Origin of the sequence: Paenibacillus sp. FSL R5-0749 (assembly GCF_038595085.1) — a bacterium.
In the GTDB taxonomy this organism is placed as follows: domain Bacteria; phylum Bacillota; class Bacilli; order Paenibacillales; family Paenibacillaceae; genus Paenibacillus.
In genome coordinates this window covers 4,991,465-5,012,751 of the sequence record NZ_CP152005.1, presented here as the reverse complement: position 1 = coordinate 5,012,751, position 21,287 = coordinate 4,991,465, and the positions used below count along the sequence as shown (strand labels likewise).

Annotated in this window: 22 protein-coding genes; 11 read left to right on the top strand and 11 right to left on the bottom strand. The window is 45.3% G+C overall.

The annotated features are described in order from the left end of the window. Positions 1 to 92: 92 nt before the first annotated feature. Complete coding sequence (locus tag MKY85_RS22405) at positions 93 to 515, bottom strand: hypothetical protein (protein WP_339236645.1); 423 nt, start codon at positions 513 to 515, stop codon at positions 93 to 95. 324 nt (positions 516 to 839) lie between these two features. On the opposite strand from MKY85_RS22405, the gene MKY85_RS22400 reads away from it, so the two are divergent. Continuing rightward, positions 840 to 2,897: a methyl-accepting chemotaxis protein gene (locus MKY85_RS22400; RefSeq protein ID WP_342570779.1), complete on the top strand. Its 2,058-nt coding sequence runs from the start codon at positions 840 to 842 to the stop codon at positions 2,895 to 2,897. Between the two features lie 182 nt (positions 2,898 to 3,079). On the opposite strand, the gene MKY85_RS22395 is transcribed toward MKY85_RS22400, so the two are convergent. The 7 genes from MKY85_RS22395 to MKY85_RS22365 form a co-directional block, all read right to left on the bottom strand. Next, on the bottom strand, positions 3,080 to 3,466 hold the full coding sequence (locus MKY85_RS22395; protein WP_339236640.1) for a Rid family hydrolase: 387 nt from the start codon (positions 3,464 to 3,466) through the stop codon (positions 3,080 to 3,082). A gap of 19 nt (positions 3,467 to 3,485) precedes the next feature. Next, complete coding sequence (locus MKY85_RS22390; RefSeq protein WP_342570778.1) at positions 3,486 to 4,862, bottom strand: amidase; 1,377 nt, start codon at positions 4,860 to 4,862, stop codon at positions 3,486 to 3,488. Continuing rightward, entirely contained in the window at positions 4,859 to 5,044 is a 186-nt protein-coding gene (locus MKY85_RS22385) for a hypothetical protein (protein ID WP_339236635.1), read from the bottom strand. The genes MKY85_RS22390 and MKY85_RS22385 overlap by 4 nt, the downstream gene beginning before the upstream one ends. 11 nt (positions 5,045 to 5,055) lie before the next feature. Next, positions 5,056 to 6,084: an ABC transporter substrate-binding protein gene (locus tag MKY85_RS22380; protein ID WP_339256753.1), complete on the bottom strand. Its 1,029-nt coding sequence runs from the start codon at positions 6,082 to 6,084 to the stop codon at positions 5,056 to 5,058. Between the two features lie 53 nt (positions 6,085 to 6,137). Beyond that, positions 6,138 to 7,004, bottom strand: coding sequence for an ABC transporter permease (locus MKY85_RS22375; RefSeq protein WP_342570777.1), 867 nt, complete (start codon positions 7,002 to 7,004; stop codon positions 6,138 to 6,140). Further along, positions 7,004 to 7,780, bottom strand: a complete 777-nt coding sequence (locus MKY85_RS22370) for an ABC transporter ATP-binding protein (RefSeq protein WP_339236628.1) — start codon at positions 7,778 to 7,780, stop codon at positions 7,004 to 7,006. Before MKY85_RS22370 ends, MKY85_RS22375 begins: the two co-directional genes overlap by 1 nt. A 231-nt stretch (positions 7,781 to 8,011) precedes the next feature. Continuing rightward, positions 8,012 to 9,691, bottom strand: coding sequence for a PucR family transcriptional regulator ligand-binding domain-containing protein (locus tag MKY85_RS22365; RefSeq protein ID WP_342570776.1), 1,680 nt, complete (start codon positions 9,689 to 9,691; stop codon positions 8,012 to 8,014). 320 nt (positions 9,692 to 10,011) lie between these two features. Between MKY85_RS22365 and MKY85_RS22360 the strand changes: the two genes are divergently transcribed. The 5 genes from MKY85_RS22360 (at position 10,012) to arr (ending at position 12,867) form a co-directional block, all read left to right on the top strand. Beyond that, positions 10,012 to 10,662, top strand: a complete 651-nt coding sequence (locus MKY85_RS22360) for a hypothetical protein (protein WP_342570775.1) — start codon at positions 10,012 to 10,014, stop codon at positions 10,660 to 10,662. A gap of 191 nt (positions 10,663 to 10,853) precedes the next feature. Continuing rightward, the gene (locus MKY85_RS22355) at positions 10,854 to 11,570 is read left to right on the top strand and encodes a class I SAM-dependent methyltransferase (protein WP_342570774.1); all 717 of its coding nucleotides are present in this window, start codon (positions 10,854 to 10,856) and stop codon (positions 11,568 to 11,570) included. A 192-nt stretch (positions 11,571 to 11,762) separates the two neighbouring features. After that, a complete protein-coding gene (locus MKY85_RS22350) occupies positions 11,763 to 11,969 on the top strand; it encodes a helix-turn-helix transcriptional regulator (RefSeq protein WP_339236614.1) in 207 nt (68 codons plus the stop codon). Beyond that, a complete protein-coding gene (locus tag MKY85_RS22345) occupies positions 11,970 to 12,410 on the top strand; it encodes a hypothetical protein (RefSeq protein WP_342570773.1) in 441 nt (146 codons plus the stop codon). Positions 12,411 to 12,465: 55 nt separating this feature from the next. Next, entirely contained in the window at positions 12,466 to 12,867 is a 402-nt protein-coding gene (gene arr, locus MKY85_RS22340) for an NAD(+)--rifampin ADP-ribosyltransferase (RefSeq protein WP_339236610.1), read from the top strand. A gap of 210 nt (positions 12,868 to 13,077) precedes the next feature. Here arr and MKY85_RS22335 read toward each other — a convergent pair whose 3' ends face one another. Then, positions 13,078 to 14,232 (bottom strand): DUF4179 domain-containing protein, encoded by a 1,155-nt coding sequence (locus tag MKY85_RS22335; protein ID WP_339256741.1) that lies wholly within the window; start codon positions 14,230 to 14,232, stop codon positions 13,078 to 13,080. Continuing rightward, positions 14,229 to 14,756, bottom strand: coding sequence for a sigma-70 family RNA polymerase sigma factor (locus MKY85_RS22330; protein WP_339256739.1), 528 nt, complete (start codon positions 14,754 to 14,756; stop codon positions 14,229 to 14,231). Before MKY85_RS22330 ends, MKY85_RS22335 begins: the two co-directional genes overlap by 4 nt. Before the next feature lie 979 nt (positions 14,757 to 15,735). On the opposite strand from MKY85_RS22330, the gene MKY85_RS22325 reads away from it, so the two are divergent. Continuing rightward, positions 15,736 to 16,179, top strand: coding sequence for a hypothetical protein (locus MKY85_RS22325; RefSeq protein WP_342570772.1), 444 nt, complete (start codon positions 15,736 to 15,738; stop codon positions 16,177 to 16,179). 159 nt (positions 16,180 to 16,338) lie between these two features. On the opposite strand, the gene MKY85_RS22320 is transcribed toward MKY85_RS22325, so the two are convergent. Then, a complete protein-coding gene (locus MKY85_RS22320; protein ID WP_342570771.1) occupies positions 16,339 to 16,701 on the bottom strand; it encodes an iron-sulfur cluster biosynthesis family protein in 363 nt (120 codons plus the stop codon). A gap of 288 nt (positions 16,702 to 16,989) precedes the next feature. On the opposite strand from MKY85_RS22320, the gene MKY85_RS22315 reads away from it, so the two are divergent. From MKY85_RS22315 to MKY85_RS22300, 4 genes are all read left to right on the top strand, one after another. Next, on the top strand, positions 16,990 to 18,018 hold the full coding sequence (locus tag MKY85_RS22315; RefSeq protein ID WP_339256731.1) for a LacI family DNA-binding transcriptional regulator: 1,029 nt from the start codon (positions 16,990 to 16,992) through the stop codon (positions 18,016 to 18,018). A 180-nt stretch (positions 18,019 to 18,198) separates the two neighbouring features. Further along, positions 18,199 to 19,464, top strand: coding sequence for a sugar ABC transporter substrate-binding protein (locus MKY85_RS22310; protein ID WP_339236598.1), 1,266 nt, complete (start codon positions 18,199 to 18,201; stop codon positions 19,462 to 19,464). A gap of 90 nt (positions 19,465 to 19,554) precedes the next feature. Next, positions 19,555 to 20,442: a sugar ABC transporter permease gene (locus tag MKY85_RS22305; protein ID WP_307542940.1), complete on the top strand. Its 888-nt coding sequence runs from the start codon at positions 19,555 to 19,557 to the stop codon at positions 20,440 to 20,442. Further along, entirely contained in the window at positions 20,435 to 21,280 is an 846-nt protein-coding gene (locus MKY85_RS22300) for a carbohydrate ABC transporter permease (RefSeq protein ID WP_036617294.1), read from the top strand. Before MKY85_RS22305 ends, MKY85_RS22300 begins: the two co-directional genes overlap by 8 nt. Positions 21,281 to 21,287: the final 7 nt, after the last annotated feature.

The following is a 21,287-nucleotide window of genomic DNA, read 5'->3' as shown; positions in this document are numbered from 1 at the left end:
TTCCTGTACGACTGAGGAAAGTCCTTGTTTTTATTTTAGCACCATCTATTGTACGTTCAACGGCATATTCCAGATCATATCTTGCGAGCACTTTAAGCTTGTTCAACCGTTTCATCATTCCCACCAGTATACATCCGTTTCAGATACAACTTGCTTGGACGGTGCAAGAGCACGATGAGCAAGGCGAAGAGATGAATCAGGATAAACAGGTTACTTTCATTGGGAATAGCAACAAGTAGCGCCAAACTTAGAAATGTCACGGTGAGCTTGAACTTTCTCTTGGTGATGAATATAACGGCGAGCAGGCTTGGTCCAATCATAAACAACATTCTGCCTACGATTACGCCAGAGGCGTAAGCCAGATCATCCCCTTTGCGTGAGAAAGCAAGATAGGCCTCCATGTTCTGGTTAAAATCGATGAGGAACACAATAAAGGACACCATCACGTAGATCAATTTTACACTTAATAAAATGCGCACGACATTTAAAAGTGTGGGTAAAGCTGGTTTTACCATATCACTTCTCCTCTTCTACTTCGAACCCATATGATGGATTGTACTCCTATTCCTATTCCCCTTCAATGAATCGTCCTTTTCTTTCACGATATGTATTTCATACATTAACCGATGATGGGGATGTCATATTTTGTATTAACCCAAAGTCTACATTTTCCAATCGTCAACACCGATCCTGTACCTACAGTTATCCGCTTCCAAAGAATAAGTAAATATTTTTGAAAGCGTTTTCTATACTGGACGTTTATTTAATAACAACCGATATAAAGTTAACCTATATTATATGGGACACAACAAGAATGAGGATGGATGGTGAATGTATTCATGTTATTTGCAAAAGCGAGGCAACGCTTGACCAACATGTCTTTTCGGTTCAAATTGCCAATGATGATCAGTATTCTGGTCTGCATCGTACTGGCCGTGACGGCAGTACTGTGTTACAAAGTGGCAGAGGAGATCACATTGGACAAAAGCAAAGATGAGATCCAGTCGACTTCTGACCGGATTGGAGCAGGTTTATTTACTTCACTAAGTCTGGAGGAGCAGTCCACGTTTCTGATCACAACACATCGGACATTCCAAGACTTACTGGAGATTCGAGATACAGCAGGACAGAGTGATGACGCGTTTTTTTCGGAAAATAGCGAACTGGTGAACAAGGCCAATGGCATATTGGCAGACAGCCTGACAGGAATGGAGGGCAGTAGCGTTCTAATTCTCCTGGATCGGGAAGGCGTTGTGGTTGCAGCAAACAATCCCGAAGTGGTCGGCGGGGAACGTGCCACACGCACGTATTTTCAGCAGGCACTTCAAGGGAAAAACTATGTCAGCGAAGGTGTGATCTCCGAATCTCTGGGAACGCTGGGGACCGTCTTTGCAATGCCGATCTACGGTGATAACAAGGAAGTGAAAGGCGTGCTTGCGACGACTGCCTCGACCTCATTTTTCGTCAACCAGTTACAGAACGTCAAGATTAACGAAGAAGGAAAAGTTATTATACTGGATCGTTTAGGTCTGGTTATTTTTAATTCAGCAGATGAGAAAATGATTGGTCAGAAGATGGATTCCTCTGAGTATCAGTCGCTGATTGATCTGCCTGCCAATGAGCAGTTGCAACAAGGGGAGGCGAGCACGGAGGAAAAAGTGGTGTTCTACTCCAAAATTCCGAAGTCTGATTGGACTGTCATTGTGGAGGATACGTATGAAGATGTGAAGAAGCCGCTGACAGGTATGGCGAATCAAATGTACATTGTTCTGTTCAGTGCTATTGTGGTGTCGATCATTGCAGGCATCCTGATCTCGCAACTGGTAACCAGACCGATTAGCCGAATTACACTGTTGTTCAAACAGTTGGCCGGCGGAGACCTGACTGTACAGGCACAAGGCAAATATACCGGAGAGTTCAAAGAACTGGCAGACAGCTTTAACACGATGGCCGAAGGGAACAAACAGTTGATCTCCAGCATGAACCATTCCATTGGCATCCTGAAGACAAGTACGACGGAGCTGGAAAATTCCACTCAGCAAACCTCGACCACGATTGCCGAAACAACGACAACAGCATTTGAGATTTCACGAGCTATGGAGTCCCAGGCGAATGATACGGAAGCCATAGTAGACAAATTCATGAATGTTGGTAACAAGATTGAGAACGTAAATGAGATGTCGCAGTCCGTTATGCTCAAGGCAGATGAAATTACGGATGCATTCAAAAATAATCATGAAGTTATTGATGCGCTCATTGCGGTGAACGGGCAGAACGAGATTGAAGTTGGCAACATCTCCAAAATTACAGTGCAACTTGCTGAAAGCTCCTCGGGCATTCACCAGATCACAGGTACGATTGCCGAAATTGCGAATCAGACGAAATTACTTGCGCTGAATGCTTCCATTGAGGCTGCAAGAGCGGGCGAGCAAGGGCGCGGCTTCGCCGTGGTTGCTTCCGAGATTCGCAAGCTGGCAGAGCAGACGACAGTGCAATCGGAGGATATCAATCGAATTGTCATGCAGACCATTAATCACGTGGAACAGAATAACCGAAGTGTTCAGGCCATTGAGGAGATTGCGGAACAGCATAAGAGCAGTGTAAGCCAGACCAAGGAGACATTCAATTTCGTCACCCAGAATATGAATGAGATGATGAGCCAGGTCCAGGCCATTGCCACGGAGATCCAATCCATTGAACGTGATAAGGATGACGTCATTGGAGCTGCACAGAATCTGTCCGCTTCCGGGGAAGAAGTATCCGCGTCTGTGGAAGAAGTCACAGCGACGATGCAGGAGCAGTCCGGTATGACAGAACATCTGGCAGATATGGTGCAGAGAATTGATGGACTGAGCAAACAACTTGCCGAAGAATCATCCCGCTTCAAAATAAAGTAGCATAGCAGCCTGCGTAGTGAGAAGTAGTATAGCTAGTCTGTGAGACACAGCGTAGAATTTCTTCAGTTTACACAGTTGAATGAATACGAAAGAAACCCATTCCTCATAAGAGAACTGGGTTTCTCCGACAATGTGAGCATCTGTACCCATCTAAGGGTACAGGTGCTTTTGTGTGTGATGCGCTACTCTCCTCGAACGGATGGTGCATATGCTAGCACTTCCATCTCAATTAAATAAGGGCCTAACCCACTGAATACGGTCATGCGGGCGGGATAGGGCTGCTTAATCATTCGTGCATAGACTTCGTTGTATGCGGGCTGATCCTCCACTCGTGCCAGATGAGTCGTTACCTTCACGATATGATCCAGTGTAAGTCCGGCTTCTTGCAGGATCACTTCAATATTACGAATACATTGTTCAGTCTGCTCCTTAATACCGCCGATAGGCTCAAGGGTCTGTGGATCAACGCCTACCTGACCTGCAACGTAGACCATATCTCCTGCACGGACAGCGTGGGAGAAAGGAAGTGGGAACTTGGGTGCTGTACTCGCATGTATGATGGTAGACATAGAAGTTATCATTCCTTTCTTAGTGAGGGTGTATATTGGTTGTTAACTGATGCCAGTTTGTAGCCTGCTGATATTGATGGGCGATGGACAACAAGCGGTCTTCTCGCATGAGTGGACCAGCAAGCTGCATGCCGATTGGTAGTTGCTTCCCTGAGGAAGTATCAAATCCGATGGGAACGGTAATGGAAGGTAGTCCTGTATTAGTAAAAGGCCCGTTGAAAATCGGACTACCGGTCTTGTAGCCATAGGGGGCCACATACGGCGTTGATGGAGTCAATAACACATCTACTTCATCGAAAAGCATCATCATCTCGCTGCGGAATATCGTTCGAATGCGCTGTGCCTGCAAATAATCAACAGCACTCGTTTGGAAGCCGAGTTCAAGCTGCTCCCGCATCGTGTGACCGTAGCGATCGGAGGCTTCCGCGAAGCGTTCCTGATGGAAGGCAGCAGCTTCTGCCCGCATAACTGTACGATGAGCAGCAATGGTCTCTTCCATATACGAAGGCAGAACAACTTTCTTCCATTGCATGCCCAGCTTCTCAAGTACAGCGAGTGCCGACTCTACCGCTAACAAGATCGCCGGTTCATCAGTCTGGAAGAAGTTGCTTGGTAGCCCGATCACCATTCCTGAAACAGGATGCTCAAGAGCGCTTGTTAAGTCTGGCTTGCCGTGAGGCAGTGTGAAGGAGTCCATCTCATCCTGCCCGGCCATCACTTCCAGAACGATTGCGTTATCTTGTGCGGATCGAGTGAAGGCGCCAATATGATCCAGACTCCAACTGGCTGTGATGACACCGTTACGGCTAACCCTGCCGTAAGTTGGCTTCATACAGGTTAATCCGTTGTAAGCTGCGGGTCTGAGCAGAGATCCAAAGGTCTGCGTTCCGAGTGTGAAGGAGGCCATACCAGCCGCTACAGCAGCCGCGGAGCCTGAACTGGAACCACCTGGGGTGTGCGCCAGATTCCACGGGTTGCGGGTTGGGGGTTCTCCTCCCTGAAAAGCGTATTCCGTCGTTGTTGTCTTGCCGAGCAGGATAGCGCCCGCAGCCTGCAACTTATCAATGACAGTAGCATTCGTCTCTGGTATGAAGTCAGGGTAGGTACTAGATCCGGCCGAGGTGGGTATGCCAGCGGTATGGATAATGTCTTTCGCTCCATAAGGAATGCCATGCAGAGGGCCGAGATAGTTGCCATTCATTAGCTTGCGTTCAGACTCTCTTGCGGCCTGCAAGGCTTGTTCCGCGGTGACCGTAACAAAGGCTTGCACAGCAGGCTCTACGCGCTCAATGCGAGTCAAATAGGACTCTGTAAGCTCAACAGGAGATATCGTCTTGTTTTTAATCCATGTTGCAGCTTCCATAATCGTTAGTTCGTTTAGTGGTTTTGTAATCATCGCAGAGGTACCCTCCTATGCGGCGCATTGGGGCCGACTTCTTCTGACAACTTGAAACCTCGAATCAGTTCCAAGTCGGCTGTAAATAGAGCAAGCTCCTCACTCGTAATAACTCCGTTCGTGTATTTCGCACTTTCCGTACGGCGGTGTGTGAGATAGTCGTCCTGTTTCAGAGTAATCACCCTTTCTCTCTCTATTTGGTGAAGCTTGAATCGATAATGTCCTCGTAAGCGAGGTCTTCCTTCAGATTGCCGATGAAGCGCTGCATATCGATTGCGGTGTTAAAAGCTGATTCGTTGATGAGCCCCTCAGCAGGGTATACCTTGCTGTCAATCATACGTTGTACGGCTTGTTCCACGACTTCTTTGTCCAGATTGGGGAACTCTTTTACAGCGACTGCTTTGGCACCATCAGGATTGGTTTGAATATAGTCCAGGGCTTGCTCGATAGAGGTGACGAAGCGCTGGGTGAGATCAGGATTCTCCTCAATGAAGCTTGCGGTTGTATTCATCGTTGCAAAGGCGAAGTCAGGATAATCTTTCGTGAAATCATGGACAATGTGCAGCCCCTCAGCAACGCCTTGATCCAGTTGGGGTTCGTAAACGATAGCAATATCAGCTTTGCCGGCTAATACAGCACCAAGTTCGGAGCCATTCTGAACCTCGGTGATCGTCACATCTTTGTCGATATCGATGTTATTGTCGGCGAAAAGCTTCCGCAGTAAACTGTTGGAGCTTGTAGGTGCCAAACCTACAACAATGGTTTTACCTTTGAAATCCGCTGTTGTGTCCACCGTTACTCCTTCTCGTGCAACCGCCCATACAGGAGCACTGCCGGACAGAAGGACCAATGAGCGAGCATCACCGCCCTTGGCATTCGCGAATGCGACATGCTCAGGACCATGAAATGAGAACGCTGACTCGCCTGAGATGACCGATGACAATGCTGTTGGTCCACTTCCTGCAGCACGGATGGAGGATAGCTCAATGCGATTCTCCTCTAAGAATCCTTGGTTATTGGCTACATAGAGCGGAAGGTAGAGCAAATTGTGATACACCTCGGACACCATGATTTTATCCACCTTCGCAGTATCTTGCCCCTCATTACTGGATGCACCACCGCCACTTGCAGGTGTTGCGGCATTGCTTCCGCATGCGCTGAGCAGTGTGGTCAAAATCATCGTCATCGTTGCCAGAATAGCTATCTTTTTGAATGTACGCATTAGTCACCAGGCCCCTTTAATGGTTGTAGTTAAGTTAGTCGTTGCGGGTCAGTTTAGACAGATGTGGTTTTGCTGCTGGTCTTGTTGTCGTTCCATGGAAGAAGTCGGGATTCGATATAACCGACACAGGTGTAGAGTAGCATGGCGACCAGCATAAGCATGAACACGCCGACCCATACGGCCGGAAGGTTGAACAGGTTGCCTTCGACGAACACCATGTGTCCGAGTCCTTTGTCAGAAGAGATGAATTCTCCACCTACGACAGACACCAATGCCAAACCGATATTGATCCGGAAGGCCGAGATGATCCATGGCAGAGAGGAAGGAACGATAATTTTGCGGAAAATCTGTGATTTCTTCGCACCGAAGGATTTCATCAGATTAATCTGGGATTCGTCGATCTGATGCGTCGCTTGGTAGGCGGATAATAGCGCTACGATAAACGTTGCGACAGAGGCAAGAGCAATCTTGGAGAAGATGCCTGAACCGAACCAGATGATAATCATGGGGGCGAGTGCGATCTTTGGAATACCGTTCATCGCTACAATGAACGGATCGAGCACACGGGCAACGGACTTGGAATACCACATGAGCAGTCCTGCCAATGAGCCGATTAAGCTCCCTGCTACGAAGCCGATAACAGTGGCATTCACCGTTGCAAAAGCGTCTGTAAGCAGTTGCCCTGAGCTGGCCATCGTGATGGCGGCATCAAGAATGGCGCTTGGTGATCCCATGAGGAATCCGTTAACCAGTTTCAGACGAACGGCGGATTCCCAGATCACCAGGATGACCGCTACAATAATGAACCGCCACAGCATCGTTATGAGCCATTCTTTGGAGAAGGTGGAGTGTCTGCGTTTGCTCTTCACAACTCCAGCAGGCTTTCCGGCAAGGGTAATTTCAGGTGATGTGCTCTTCATTAGCTGATCCTCCCCATTTGGATATCAAGCTCTGCCCAGATCGATTCAAAATACTGTTTAAACTTCTGGTCGGAGCGGGCTTTCAGTGCTGAACCGTATTGCGAGGCGAGACCAATCTCATACACCTGCTTCACGGTCGTTGGTCGTTTGCTCATGACAGCAATGCGGTCGGAGATGGCGATGGCTTCCTCAATGTCATGCGTGATAAGCACGCCTGTCTTGCCCTCGGATTTCAGGATAGACAAGATCTCATCTTCCAGAATGAGTCTGGTCTGATAATCAAGTGCGGAGAAGGGTTCGTCCAGTAATATAATATCGGGCTGGGTAACGAGGGTACGTATGAGGGCTACACGTTGGCGCATACCGCCTGATAGTGTGGAGGGATAGGCTTCTGCGAATGAAGCTAGGCCATAACGATCCAGATAATCCATGGCAATATCGCCGCGATCTTTTTTGGACATGCCCTTCACTTCCAAACCTAGCGTGACATTGTCCAAGATGCTTCTCCAAGGCAGCAGCAGATCCTTTTGCATCATATAGCCGACATGCCCGGTGGTCTGATCAATCTCTTCGCCACAGACGATAACCTTGCCATTCGTTGGTTTAAGCAGACCCGCGATAATATTGAAGATCGTACTCTTGCCACATCCGCTCGGTCCCACGATACTGAAGAACTCCTGCTTCTTGATTTGCATCGAAACCTCAGCGAGTACTTGAATATCTTCGCCGGTTGCACTGACAAATGACTTGGATACGCCTTGTATCTGTATAGCCATGATAGGTAGCCCCTTTCCTACAGCCTGATGGTTGTTCGGTTCTTGATGTGAACTGATGTTAATTAACGTGACATTCATGAATATATTCATAATCATATAGACTGTGGGTTCTGTTGTCATTAGTTACTTTGAACATAAAAATACAATTAAATCAGTTAAAATGAACAATTGAAGATTGGATATGAAAAGAAAAACAAAAGAACGTGTCATTATATATGACACGTTCTGGGTTCAAGACGTATGATTAACTTCACTGGGAGGTGGATTAAGCTTCAGAAGGGACTCAAGTGCAAAGGCAAGTCGGAAGCGAAGGCTCTCCATCGGGTCCTTGATGTTTCTGCCGGTTAGTTTCTCGCATTTTTCCAACCGATAGATCACTGTATTGCGATGTACAAACAGCTCTTTCGCTGTATCGACGATCTGGCAATGATTCTCATAGAAAGAGGACAAGGTCTTCATAAGTTCGCTGCGCTCGTTTGGATCTCGGGCTTCGAAGGGTTTAAAGGTTTCTTGATGGAACTGCAACATTTCATCGTGGGGAATCATACGCAGCAGGCGACTTATATCCATCGTCTGATAGGAATGGGCGAAGCGGGTCTTTCGCATCTGATAGCCGGATTGAAGCGCCTTGACTGCTTCCTTATAGGAGAGTCCGATATCCAATACATTCGTATAGGGATTGCCTATTCCGAAGGATAAGCTGAGTTGCGACTCCGTATACAGATTGCTTGCGATTCGCTCAAGTTGCTGAGTAACGGTGTGTTCGTCCCAAGACGATTCGTTCAAAAAGACGAGTATACCAAACTGGTCGTTTTTGGTGAACATGACGAAGGAGATATCCAGTCTGGCGAACTCCTGCTTAATCAACTCGTAATTAGCGTCTCGTTCCGAGATGAACCGCTCTTCTCCTGAGGGAGTGAGAATGCGATTAGGTTTGTTCGGTAAAGGTTCATCCATCTTGGCGATGATGAGAACGGAACTTCCTTTTGCATGCAGCCCGTATTTCTTGCCGCGATGCAACGCTTCTTGTTCCGAACGAATGAAGCCTTGAATGAGATCGGAGAAATATTCATTTTTGTAACGGCGGGAGCGTTCCTTGACGGCTTGCTTCTTGGTTAACTCCAGACCGATTACATTGACGGCTTGCTCCAGTGCCAGAGTGGAGAGTTTAGAACTTGCGGAACTATCGTATCGTGCGATCAAATAGCCCTCGTGCCGATCCGTGAAGATGGGATGAAGCTCGGCGTGTCGATATGTATCAGCAGTAAGCAGGCAGATCAAGATTGCGGTATGGAAGGAAGGGTGCTCATCTATAAATGACAGTAAGGGCCCTGCGAGAGACTGGTCATCCATCTGTTGTGCATAATGGGAGCTTGCCGTAATCTGTTTCTTGGAACCAAGCAGAAGAACGGGTGAAGAGAGTAACTGAGACAACGTATCTACGATGTTGGGTATACCTTTTCCTTGCATAATCATCGTGGAAAATTGTTTGTGAATAGATAACGCGTAGTGAAGCTCATGGGTTTTGTTCTGAAGGATGGCGCTAATCGATTGTTGAAATATTTCACCGAGTGTATTGTCGATCTCCGACAGCTCGATGATTGGGAAGCCCAGCCTGTCGGCTGTCTCAAGCAGTTGCGGAGATAATTCAAGAGAGAAGCGCTGTGTCTTGACCGCAAGCGCTGCACAACCGATCGCATGCATGTCGGTAATGAATCCAAGATGAGCATCGGGGCGGTCTTTCAGAATATAACCGTTGGTCAGCAGCATATCTCCGGGTTTCAGGAATTGTACAATATCTGGGGCATCCATAATATTAATCGATTGCACCAAACGATCTAGTCCGCGATGTCCGGCAATTACCTTCGCTTTGGATAGGATGGGGATAGTCAATAACTGTTGCAGATCCATCTTCAACCCACTCGCTTTCGTTATTATATGTTATAAAATCTAACATTAAGTGAGGTGGGCGTAAAGAAAAGTTTGGATAAAGAGGCTAAATGATATTGATTTTTTAAGCAGATTGTACAAAATGCTGAGGTGGATTAGGTGTGTTTGCGTGAACTATGACTCTGGTACATAAGCTAAGATTCACAATTGGTTAACTTTGTGAGAAAATGGAAATTAAAAGGCGGTGTAAAAATGCCAGCTACTTGGACATTTAGTGCAAATAGGACAAGAGACATTCTCTCTTATAAGAAAATAATCTTATACTAGGAGATGTTCATACTATGAAAATTTCAGACCGACTATTAAGACAATATTTAGATCATGTTTATTGGATATGTGGAGGCCCTTGCGGCGGAAAAAGCACGATGACTAATTTGCTTTCTTCAAAATGGAATATGAATTATTATTCTTCAGATGACCACACGTTCGATTATCAAAAAAAGGCTAATGCACAGGATCATCCAGCAATTTTGCGACATTTCATTGATTGGGAATGGTTCTTTTTAGGGCGAGGGAATGATAGAAATCACTGGTTAAATTCCGTGTTTGACGAGAGTGTGGAATTTATCATCTTGGATTTGTTACAGATGGGGAAAGAGAAGCCAATCGTAGTAGATACTTTTATGGAACCTGCTTATCTAAGGGAGATTGCTGACCCCAACCGAGTTATTTATATGTTTGCAGAAGATGACCTCATTCGAGCGGATTATTTAGATCGAGATCATCTGAGAGGCATGGAGGGTTTGTTTCCTAATTTATCAGATCCACAACGTGCACGGGACGAAACATTAAACACAGTGGTTAGAGCATCGAATCATTACCTGCAACAAGCAGAGCAATATCAATTAAAATGGTTTATGAGAACATCTCAGTCCAATAAAGAGCAGATGTTATTAGAAGTTGAAAAGCATTTCGGTTTCAAAAGATACTGAATTGTTAATGATATCAGTCCCAGTCGTCATTTGTTACACTAAGGGAATACGATAGCTCAATAAACCACAGAAAGTAGCCGATTAACCTAATCGGCTGCTTTTGTTCAGGTGACGGGCAATACACTAATTGACTAAACCCTTTCTTATCTGATGAACTAGTAAAAATGCTACAGAAAGTGGGAACAACATCTATGATTCCATTAGTATATGACCAGATTAACCATTGGGGAAAAGACGATGAGTTTTTCCTTGCCTTACTAAATAAATTAAAAGTAGAGTCTATCGTTGACTTAGGCTGCGGAACAGGAAGATGGACGACTCATCTTGTTCAGTACGGTTATAAAATTACAGCTATTGATCCCCATGAAGAAGCAATTGAAGTAGCGAGAATTAAAGATAATGCAGGCAAAGTGAATTGGATTGTAGGAGATAGTTCAAATTTACAAACCAATACCAATGACGCGGTTATTATGACTGCCAATGTGGCACAGGTATTTCTTACTGATGATAGTTGGAAGAAAGTAATCTCAGACGTATTTCGATCCCTAAACGTTGGCGGCCACTTTATTTTTGATATTAGAAACCCTTTGGTTAAAGTGTGGGAAGAGTGGGAGAAGGACGGGACGCCGGACTTAGCTAAAGATATGCGAAGTGGAGACCCTCTTGAAATCTCTACAGAATATGAAGGGTTTGAGGGAGATATCTATACTTTTTATGAAACTGTGAAAAATACAAAAACAGACGAAGTCCTAGTTCATGAAAAAATGCAGATCAGATTTCGAAATCAAGAAGAATTGGATGAGTCGCTGAAACAAACAGGGTTTTCGAAAATTGAAACATATGGCGATTGGGAATTTAAACACGCAAATTCTAAAAGTCGATCCTTTATTTTTCACTGTGTAAAATAGAGACATTAGAATACAACATATTAGCACTCCTTAAATGTCAGGAAGCAGCTGATCCATGTGATCAGCTGTTTATTTTTATTTTTTTCAAATAAAGGGCGGGTTAATTCATATGGAATGCAAAGTTAACTTGACACAAAATGCAAAGTCAACTATGCTAAAAATGCAAAGTAAACATTGCAAGGACGTGATTACATGAAGACAAGAATTGCAGAACTGCGTAAGCAGCATAAACTGTCACAGGAAGAGTTGGGACAAATTGTAGGTGTTACCCGGCAAACCATCACTTCTCTAGAAAGGGGAAAGTATACGGCTTCCCTCATTCTTGCTTACAAAATTTCGAATTTTTTTGGACTCGCTATTGAAGAAGTTTTTGATTTCAGCGAAGTGGAGGAGATATAAGTGGACAAGTTCAAGATTAAAGTAGAAACTCGCAAAAACGCACTGTCACTGGTAGCTGCTGCTACGATATTGATCTATGTAGGACTTATATTTTACAGAGGTGGACTGCCCGCTCTGCCTAGTTTTATAAAGGGATTTCATACAGGAGCTTTTATCGGGGTTGAAGTGGCCGTCACTTATTTTCTCGTCAGGTATATAAAAGCCAGCAAAAATGAAGCCGAGCTGAAGAAGCAGTTTATTGAGGAGAATGACGAGCGGAGTGTTACAATACTCCAGAATGCAGGCACACTTAGCGTAGCAATTATTCTTATTAGTCTGGGCATAGCCTCCATGATTGCCGGTTTCTTTAATCCCATGATATTTTACACCTTACTAACTTGTTTATTATTTGTTTTAATCGTATTTTTGGCACTATGGATGTATTACACGAGAAAAATCTAAGAGGCAGGTTCGTGATAAAATAGAGTATCTTACTAAATTTGGGGGTGGTGGCGAGATGGCTGAAATTCTTGACAAAGGTCCTTTTTATCATGGGACACGAGCAGATTTGCAGATTGGTGACTTGCTCACAGCTGGCTTTCGCTCAAATTACAATCCGGATGTTGTGATGAATCACATTTATTTTACAGCTTTACGTGATGGGGCTGGGTTAGCTGCGGAGTTGGCAAAAGGCGGTGGTGAACCGCGCGTGTATCTTGTTGAACCAACAGGGGAATGGGAGAATGACCCAAATGTGACGGATAAGAAATTCCCAGGTAATCCGACGCGATCATATCGCAGCAAAGCCCCACTAAAAGTTGTTGGCGAAGTGAAAGATTGGGTGCGACAAACGCCTGAACAACTCGCAGTTTGGCATAAACGCCTGGCGAAAATAGATAAAGGTGAGATTCTAAATTAGTCTAACTATTAACACATAAAAAGTAGCTGATCCATGTGATCGGCTGCTTTTTTTTGAAATAACGGACAGGTTAGTGCAGCATAGTATAAAAGTAATCAAACAAGGGTTAAATTCATTTAAATAAAAAGACGAAACCATTTACGGCTTCGTCTTTTGTGGGTTTGCAAACCCTTTTTAATCCTAGATAAAAAGGTTCTTTTTACAGCTGCACTATTGCACAGAAAGTACAGTCTCTAGCTCAGGGATGTATTTCTTCACCATACTTTTGTCTTCCCACTGTCCTATAACCCCAGTTGGGGCTTGACCTTCGGATACGACTAAGTAAGGTTTAATGGTTACGGTACGCGGTAGCGTCTTGAAGGGTTCAAAGCGAATATTATAAGATTCGCTAATGGGGTGAGAACCGATGGGCTTCAGTTGAACGCCATGTTCATCCACAATATCATATTGAAGAGCGATGATTCCCCCGTTAGCACCCTTGTATTCCGAAGGGATAGAAGCGAGCATCTTTTCTATGCTCTGGCCCGGATTGGTTTTGTACTCAACGAATAACTGCGTTGTGATAGGGGTAATTTCCAGCTTACTGATCTGCAAGTTAATGTTATCATGATGCTTGGTCTCCTTTGAAGTGAGAACGGTAACGGGCGTAGTTTTTGTAACAGGCAGAACGAATTGGAACGGGACATCGTAACCCTTTAACGTTACATTTACACTCAAGTCAAACTGATCAGGGAACTGGACATTCTGGTCTGTGACAGTAGTGTTGGTAACCTGAACGATTAAGCTGGAAGCATCCTTACCATCCATAAAATCGGAATTCCAGCTCAGAGGCTGGCCTTTATAGAGAACCTCTAACGTATCCACTGCCCCTCTATTGGCATCAGAAAACAGCGAATTGGGCTCCGAATCCAGGTGATTTCCAGGAGTGGTTACGTTCATAAGAATGCGGGTTCCGTCAAATAACAACGTTGGAATATTCATAGTCACGTTGCCATGGGTCACGCTTTGGTTGACCTTAGTGATGAAATCATCAGCTTGTTGAAGACCAGGATCTAAGTTGTTTTTTCCCCATAATGAATAGATTTGTCCTAGGACCGGAATTTGCTTGAGAGCATCAGCCATTGCGGGCGATACAAAGCCGGAAGCGATGAGTGTCACTCCAAGGAATGCAGCGGCTGCAGTGGAAACCCACCATTTATTAAAAGTTCTTGAACCATTTGTTTTTCGCTCAATCGAGGAAACGGAATTATTGGTTTCTCTGATGATTTGGTAAGTCTCATTCATCTTGGAGCGGGCAACATCCGATAACTGATTGGGAAGTAGGCTTTGGCAGCTCTTTAATTGTTCTTCTAACTTAGTGTTCACGATGTCGCAACTCCTTTTTCTTGATTGATTAGAGATGAATGTTTTAGCTTTTTACGGGCGCGATGCAGCCGGGTCTTCACGGCTACCTTAGAAATTTCGAGAATGTCGGAAATTTGGCTGATCGGCATGTCCTGTAGGTAATGAAGGAGAATCACAGTCCGCAGATTTTCCTCCAGATGTTGAACGGCATCCCATAATTCGATTTTCTCATAATCCTTGGAATTGGAAGTGACTTCGGGAAGCTCTCCGTAAGGAAGCGTTCTGGAGCTGCTTTTGACCATTCTGTTGCATTCATTAATCAGAATCCGGAAGATCCATGTTTTGAAAAAAGCGGGCTCTCTGAGTGTGTGGATGGACTTAAAGGCTTTAAGCATTGTCTCCTGCAGGGCATCTGCACAATCTTCGTCATTGTTGACGATGGACCTTGCAGTTCTATATAAAGGTAATTCCATCTCTAACATTAACTGCACGAATGCTTCAGGATCCCCAGCTTTGGCTTTGACGACAATAGAATCTGTATGCAAGGGTTCACCTGCTTTCTTACTAAAAGTATTAGAATGTTCGTAACGTTACTTATATATTAGATCGAGTAGGTAGATGAAAGGTTACATGAAAAAAACGTATTCTAGTAATTCATCCCGTTTATGAGACAAATACCTGTAACTTTGACCCGGGATGTTGTTAAGCCTAGGTTTATCGAAAGTCGCTTTTTTGGATTTTCGCTAAACGATGCGATTATCCAAGAGTTATGATATAGGTAAATGAGCAAAATTATATACTTGACTCTAAAGTGTAATAGTGGGTATTATTCCCATATATCGATGATTAAGAGAATGGTCTAATGCTATTCGCGCTTCCCATCCTGTGTTATGAACGCGCAGGACTTAGGTCTAGCGCGTTTTTTTATTTTTGTTCACAAGAAATGGAGGAATGTAAATGGCAATCATGACAGATTCAAGAGGTAACATTTTTTTGGGATTTATTCGTATCGAGTACGATAAGGTCATTACAAGTAAACTGGATGCTCCACTAACACATGCTCTAATTGTGGTAAAGTGCCAAGGAAAGTATCTATTCATGCATAATAAGTGGAGAAAAAACTGGGAACTTCCAGGGGGGGATTATTGAAGCTGGAGAGCATGCGGAGCAATGTGTAATTAGAGAATTGTATGAGGAAACCAATCAAATTCTGGATACAGCTGAATTCAAAGGGCTAATGAAGTTTAGACTCCAGCCAAGTTTTCATGGACCGGAAAGGACAGAGTATGGAGCTCTGTTCATGGGTGAACTGTGCCGACTTGAAGATTTTGTTGAAAACGATGAAGCTTCTTCAATAATCCTTTGGGATGGCACATCCGAGATTGGTGATATCGCAGAAATAGATAGGAAGTTAATTGAATTCGTGTGATACATGATTGAACTAAGAGTAAGCAATATTGCAGGGAAATCAATGAACGTATTGAGCAACCCTCTCCATATATCATTCGTTAGAGTATGAGAGGGGTGATTACTATTAATAAAATGAGTAATAGCATCTTAATGTTGGTCTCAGTGGTATTCATGGTGTTATCCGGTTGTTCATCAACAGAGAAACTTGAAGATACAGTTACTAAACGTGTAGTCGCATCTGATTTTGTTCTCGAAGTCACAACACCAACTGTTATAGGCACGGGTGAGACAATGAAAGTAAAAGGGACTTTAGAATATACAGGTATCAAACCCGTTGAAGTTACCCATGGAAAACCAATCATTCGTTTTTTCTTTTCCGGTAGTGAGGAGGAACGCAGCTATGCGGATGTGGGGTACTATACTGAGTTTAAGACAGGTCAAGTGATTGAGGTCGAAGATGAATTCATGGTGAGCAAAAAAGGGAAAAAAAATCTCTATGTGGATATGACCGCGGATATCGAATTAACCATGGATCCAATTGAAATTCTTGTGAAGTAATTTTGGTAATATCGAACGGATTGAGAAGGTCAACTCAAAACGAAATGTCTACGAAAATAGTAGTTTATTCCAAATTCTGAATTCGTAATTCATAAAAAACCTCCCGTCCCACGGAGTATATGGGATCGGGAGGTTTTGATTATAGCGCTAATTCAACGTTTATCGTATAAACCATCCGGTGGGTTGAGGGGTTACGTCTGCGGTATCTCGTAAATCATGGACTTTGACGTTGCTGCCGTAGATCATGGAATCGCTACTAAGTCGGAACGAAGGGAAACTGTGCTCGGATTGTAGACGCAGACAGGGTTCGAAGTAAATCTGCTGCTGTTTGTTGATGACAAATGGAAGCGAACCCGCTTCTACGGTAACATCATCGCTATCCGGTTCGTTTAAGATCAGAAGTACCGCAATTCCGTCACAACCGCATCCATCGGTATCATAAAACAATTTGAAATAGCCTGGTCGATCTCCCAGCCTTTCAGTAAGTCTTGCTTCTGCCAGCGGACTGACTTGAATGATCATGACGTCGTTCACACTCCTCTAATCCCCATTGAATTCGCTTACATTTTAATATATGGGCCATAAAAGCAGATTAGAAGGTGAATTAAAGAAAAGCAAACATGTCCTGTAAAAATAATGACGCTAAAGCGTAACGCATTCAACAACTCACACATAATGTCATATCCCGAACTGCTAATGGTCCAGTATAAAATCATTCGCCCCTCAATGGAACCCATTTCATCGCCATTCCTTATCTGGTATGATAAGCAGGGAAAATAGGGAAAATTAGAGAAAAAGGAAGGTTCCGCTATGACACCGATCACCATATACGACATCGCCAAAGAAGCAAACGTATCTGTAGCGACAGTCTCCCGGGTGCTGAATGATACGGCACCTGTGCGTGCAAGCACCCGAGAGAAGATTATGTCCATCATCGAAAAACACCAGTTTCAGCCCAATGCGCAGGCGCGCAGTCTGATTAAGAAAGAGACGGGTACCATCGCCATCATCCTGCCGGACATTACGAATCCCTTTTTCCCGGAAGTCTTCTGGGGCGCGGAGAATGAAGCTCGCGGGTTAGGGTACACGTTCTTTCTCTGCAATACCGCAGGCGACTACAACAGGGAATCTGAATATTTGTCCATCTTGCGAGAAAAGCGGGTAGACGGGATTATTTTTCTCGGCGGGCGAATCAACATGCAAGTCTGTCCGGATGACATGGCGCAGGAATTGATTGATATGGGCAAACGCATGCCGATCGTGCTGGTCAATGGCAATATTGCCAAAGGCGGGTTCCACCGGGTATATACCGATGAAGGAGCAGGGGCGGCCCTTGCAGCTGAGCATTTGCTTGAACTGGGGCATCGTGATATCGCCTTTGTCGGCGGGCTGAAAGAGTTATCCACCACCATGGTCAAGGTCAGAGCGGTGCAGAAGAAACTTCGGGAGCATGGGCTCGAAATACCGAAAGAACGGCAGCTGCTCGGAAGTTTCTCCATCGACGATGGCAAAAGGGAAATGTCCAAACTGCTGGATCGAGACAATCCGCCAACTGCAGTCATATGTGTGAATGACAACACAGCCATTGGTGCGATCAAGTCGACGATTGAGCACGGGCTCTCCATTCCGAAGGATATATCCATTGTGGGTTTTGATGATACACCTCTCGCCAGTGCGGTTATACCGGAACTGACGACCGTATCCCAGAACACATATCAGCTTGGCAAACAGGCTGTGGACGTGCTGCATGAGCTGATTAACCAAGGCAAACCGAAGAAGCAGATTATTCTGCGACCGGAGCTAATAGTGCGTCAAAGTACAGGACCTGCTGCAAGATAAAGGGCCTGTAATTGGAAAAGAAAGCGTTGACATTTCCTCGAAGGGTGAAATATAATGAGTGCGTGAATGAAACCCCTTTCATAAAGTGGAACGGGTTTTATGTTTCAGCTTAATGAAACCCATTTCATGAAACGGGTTTCAGTGTGGTCATCCATTCATTAGTTCAAGGGGGCGTAACGTATGAGAAGAAGTCTAAAGGTCATTTCGTTATTGATGTTGGTCATGGTAATGGGTCTGACAGCCTGTAGCAGTAAAAGTGGTTCCTCCGGCGAGTCCGGTGGCAAGGTAGATTTGAGTATGACGATCTGGGGTTCGGAGGATGAGAAGAAAATTTATCAGGAACGACTCGATATTGTGAAGCAGACGTATCCCGATATTAATGTGAAACTCAACGTGGTTGCAGGAGATTATGACCAGAAGGTACAGACCATGATCGCCGGAGGAACGGCACCTGACATTATGATGATTGCCGAGAACTATCAGGCCTACGCCTCCAAGAATCAGATTATACCGCTGGATGACATGATCAAGGCGAACAATGTGAACATGTCAGAGCGTTATTCCGATGATATTGCGAACCTGATGAAGTATGATGGCAAGCAATTCGGTTTGCCGGATCGTGCAGGCGCGATGGTCCTCTTTTATAACAAAGATCTGTTTGACAAAGCCGGGGTGGAATACCCAACCAAAGATTGGACGCAGGACGATCTGATGGCAGCGGCTCAGAAGCTGACGGTGAAAGAGAATGGCAAAACAGTTCAGTGGGGCTACTATCCAGGTAGCTGGTGGCCACAATGGATGCAGCTCATCTACCAGAATGGTGGTTCGTTGTTTGATGAGAGTGGCAAACCAACTTTCGATACGGAGCCAGTGCGTAAAGCACTGCAATTCATGAATGATCTGACCTTCACCCACGGTGCAGGACCAACGCCAACTGAGATTGCCGACATGGGGAATATCGGAGCCGATCCGCTATTTGCACAAGGCAAGATCGCCATGGAAACAACCGGTTTCTGGAACATTGGTTCACTCGCTAAGGTCGAAGGCATCAACTGGGATATCTCACCGGTATGGGGCGAAACGAACGCATTCTTCAACGGTTTAACGATTACCAACGCTTCCAAACACAAGGAAGAGGCATTCAAAGTCATTGAAGCACTGACGACACCAGAAGCACAGATGCCAATGGTCAAAGCCGGTCAGGATGCTCCCGCAACCAAAGCCGGTCTGTCCAGTGATGAATTCCTGAATGCTGAATATGGCGGCAAGAAAATCAACATGGCTGCGTTCAGTGAATCAACGATCTATGCAGAACCGTTCAATCCGCAATGGAACGAAATGATGAAGCTGATTAACGACAAGCTGGGTGTGTACTTCAACAACAAAGCTTCACTTGATGATACCGTTACTGAAATCCAAAGTGGACTGGAAAGACTCTACAAATAGAGGTTGTTCAAATAGCATCGACAGGAGGACAGGTGGAATTCGGCATGATTGCGGGTTCCATCTGCTCTCTGCGTCATGGGAGGGCTTAACGTGAGAAAAAAGGACGGGAAATGGTTCTACATCTTCATCTCGCCTTGGCTGATCGGGTTCCTGGGGCTGACCCTGGGTCCGATCCTGTTTTCCATCTATATGAGCTTCACAAATTGGGATCTGTTCCAGTCCCCTGAATTCATCGGTATCGACAATTACAAAACGTTGCTGACCGATGATCCGATCTTCTGGAAATCCGTCGGCAATACATTCTTCTATGCGCTGATATCCATTCCACTGGGCATGTCGATCTCGCTCTGGATTGCATATTACCTGAACAAGAAGATCAAAGGGATTACTTTCTTCCGGATTCTATTCTACCTGCCTTCCGTCGTTCCGGTGGTTGCAAGTTCATTACTCTTCATTCACTTGCTTGCACCGACGGAAGGATTGATCAACCAGGCACTCGCGATCTTTGGTATTGAGGGTCCTGCCTGGCTTCTTGATCCCAACTGGGTTAAGCCTGCATTGATTCTCATGTCCTTATGGGGTGTAGGAGGAGGCGTGGTATTGCTGCTTGCAGGGATGAAAGGCATTCCGCAGGAACTGTACGAGGCCGCAGCCATCGATGGTGCGAAAAGCACACAATCGTTCTTCCATATTACATTCCCGATGCTGACTCCCGTTATTTTCTTCAATCTCGTGACCGGCATGATCGGGGCGCTCCAGACCTTCGCGCAGGTCTTCATCGTCACTGCCGGGGGACCTGATAATTCAAGTCAGATGGTCGTTCCTTACCTGTTCCAGAATGCATTCCAGTTCTACAAAATGGGATATGCATCGGCGATTGCCTGGGTACTATTCATCATCATCATGGCGTTGACACTGGTTGTATTCCGTTCATCGGCGCTATGGGTGCACTACGAGGAGGGAAAAGCCAATGAGTAATCCATCGACTGTGGAGAAGACGATATCCTATATTTTTCTGATTCTGGTCGGGGTGCTGCTTGCTTCACCTTTCCTGTACATGATCTCCATTGCACTGGCAAGTGACGCAACAACCGTCAAATCAGCTTTTACCTTCGTTCCAATGGAGTTCCAGTGGTCGAACTTTTATACGATTTTCACGAATAACAATCTCGGAACGTATCTCAAAAACTCAGTCATTATTACCATCTTTACGATTGTTGGATCGGTATTGTCAGCTTCCATCGTGTCTTACGGCTTTGCCCGAATCAAAGCGAAAGGCAGCCGTTTCCTGTTTATCGTGTTGCTCAGTACGATGATGATTCCGGGTGAGGTGACGATGGTACCGCAGTTCATCATCTTCCGTCATCTGGACTGGATTAATACATTCTACCCGCTGATCGTACCGAGCTTCTTCGCCGGAGCGTTCAACGTATTCCTGATTCGGCAGTTTGTCATGAGTATCCCCAAATCACTGGATGAAGCCGCCATGATTGACGGCATGGGACATCCGGGGATCTATTGGAAGATTATTATGCCACTGACTTATCCGATTCTGGCGGCCATTGCGATCTTCTCATTCTCCTATAACTGGGGGAACTTCATGGGGCCGCTCATCTATATCAATGACCCGGAGAAAATGCCGCTTGCACTCGGTGTGCAGCTGTTGACTACAGTAGGTGGCGGACAGATGCCGCCATGGAACCTCGTGATGATTGCCTCCCTGTTCCTCACCATTCCGATGGTACTGGTGTATCTGTTCGGACAGCGTTATGTCTATGAAGCGAACATTAGCGGCGGAAGCAGCGGAATCAAGTAACAGAAGG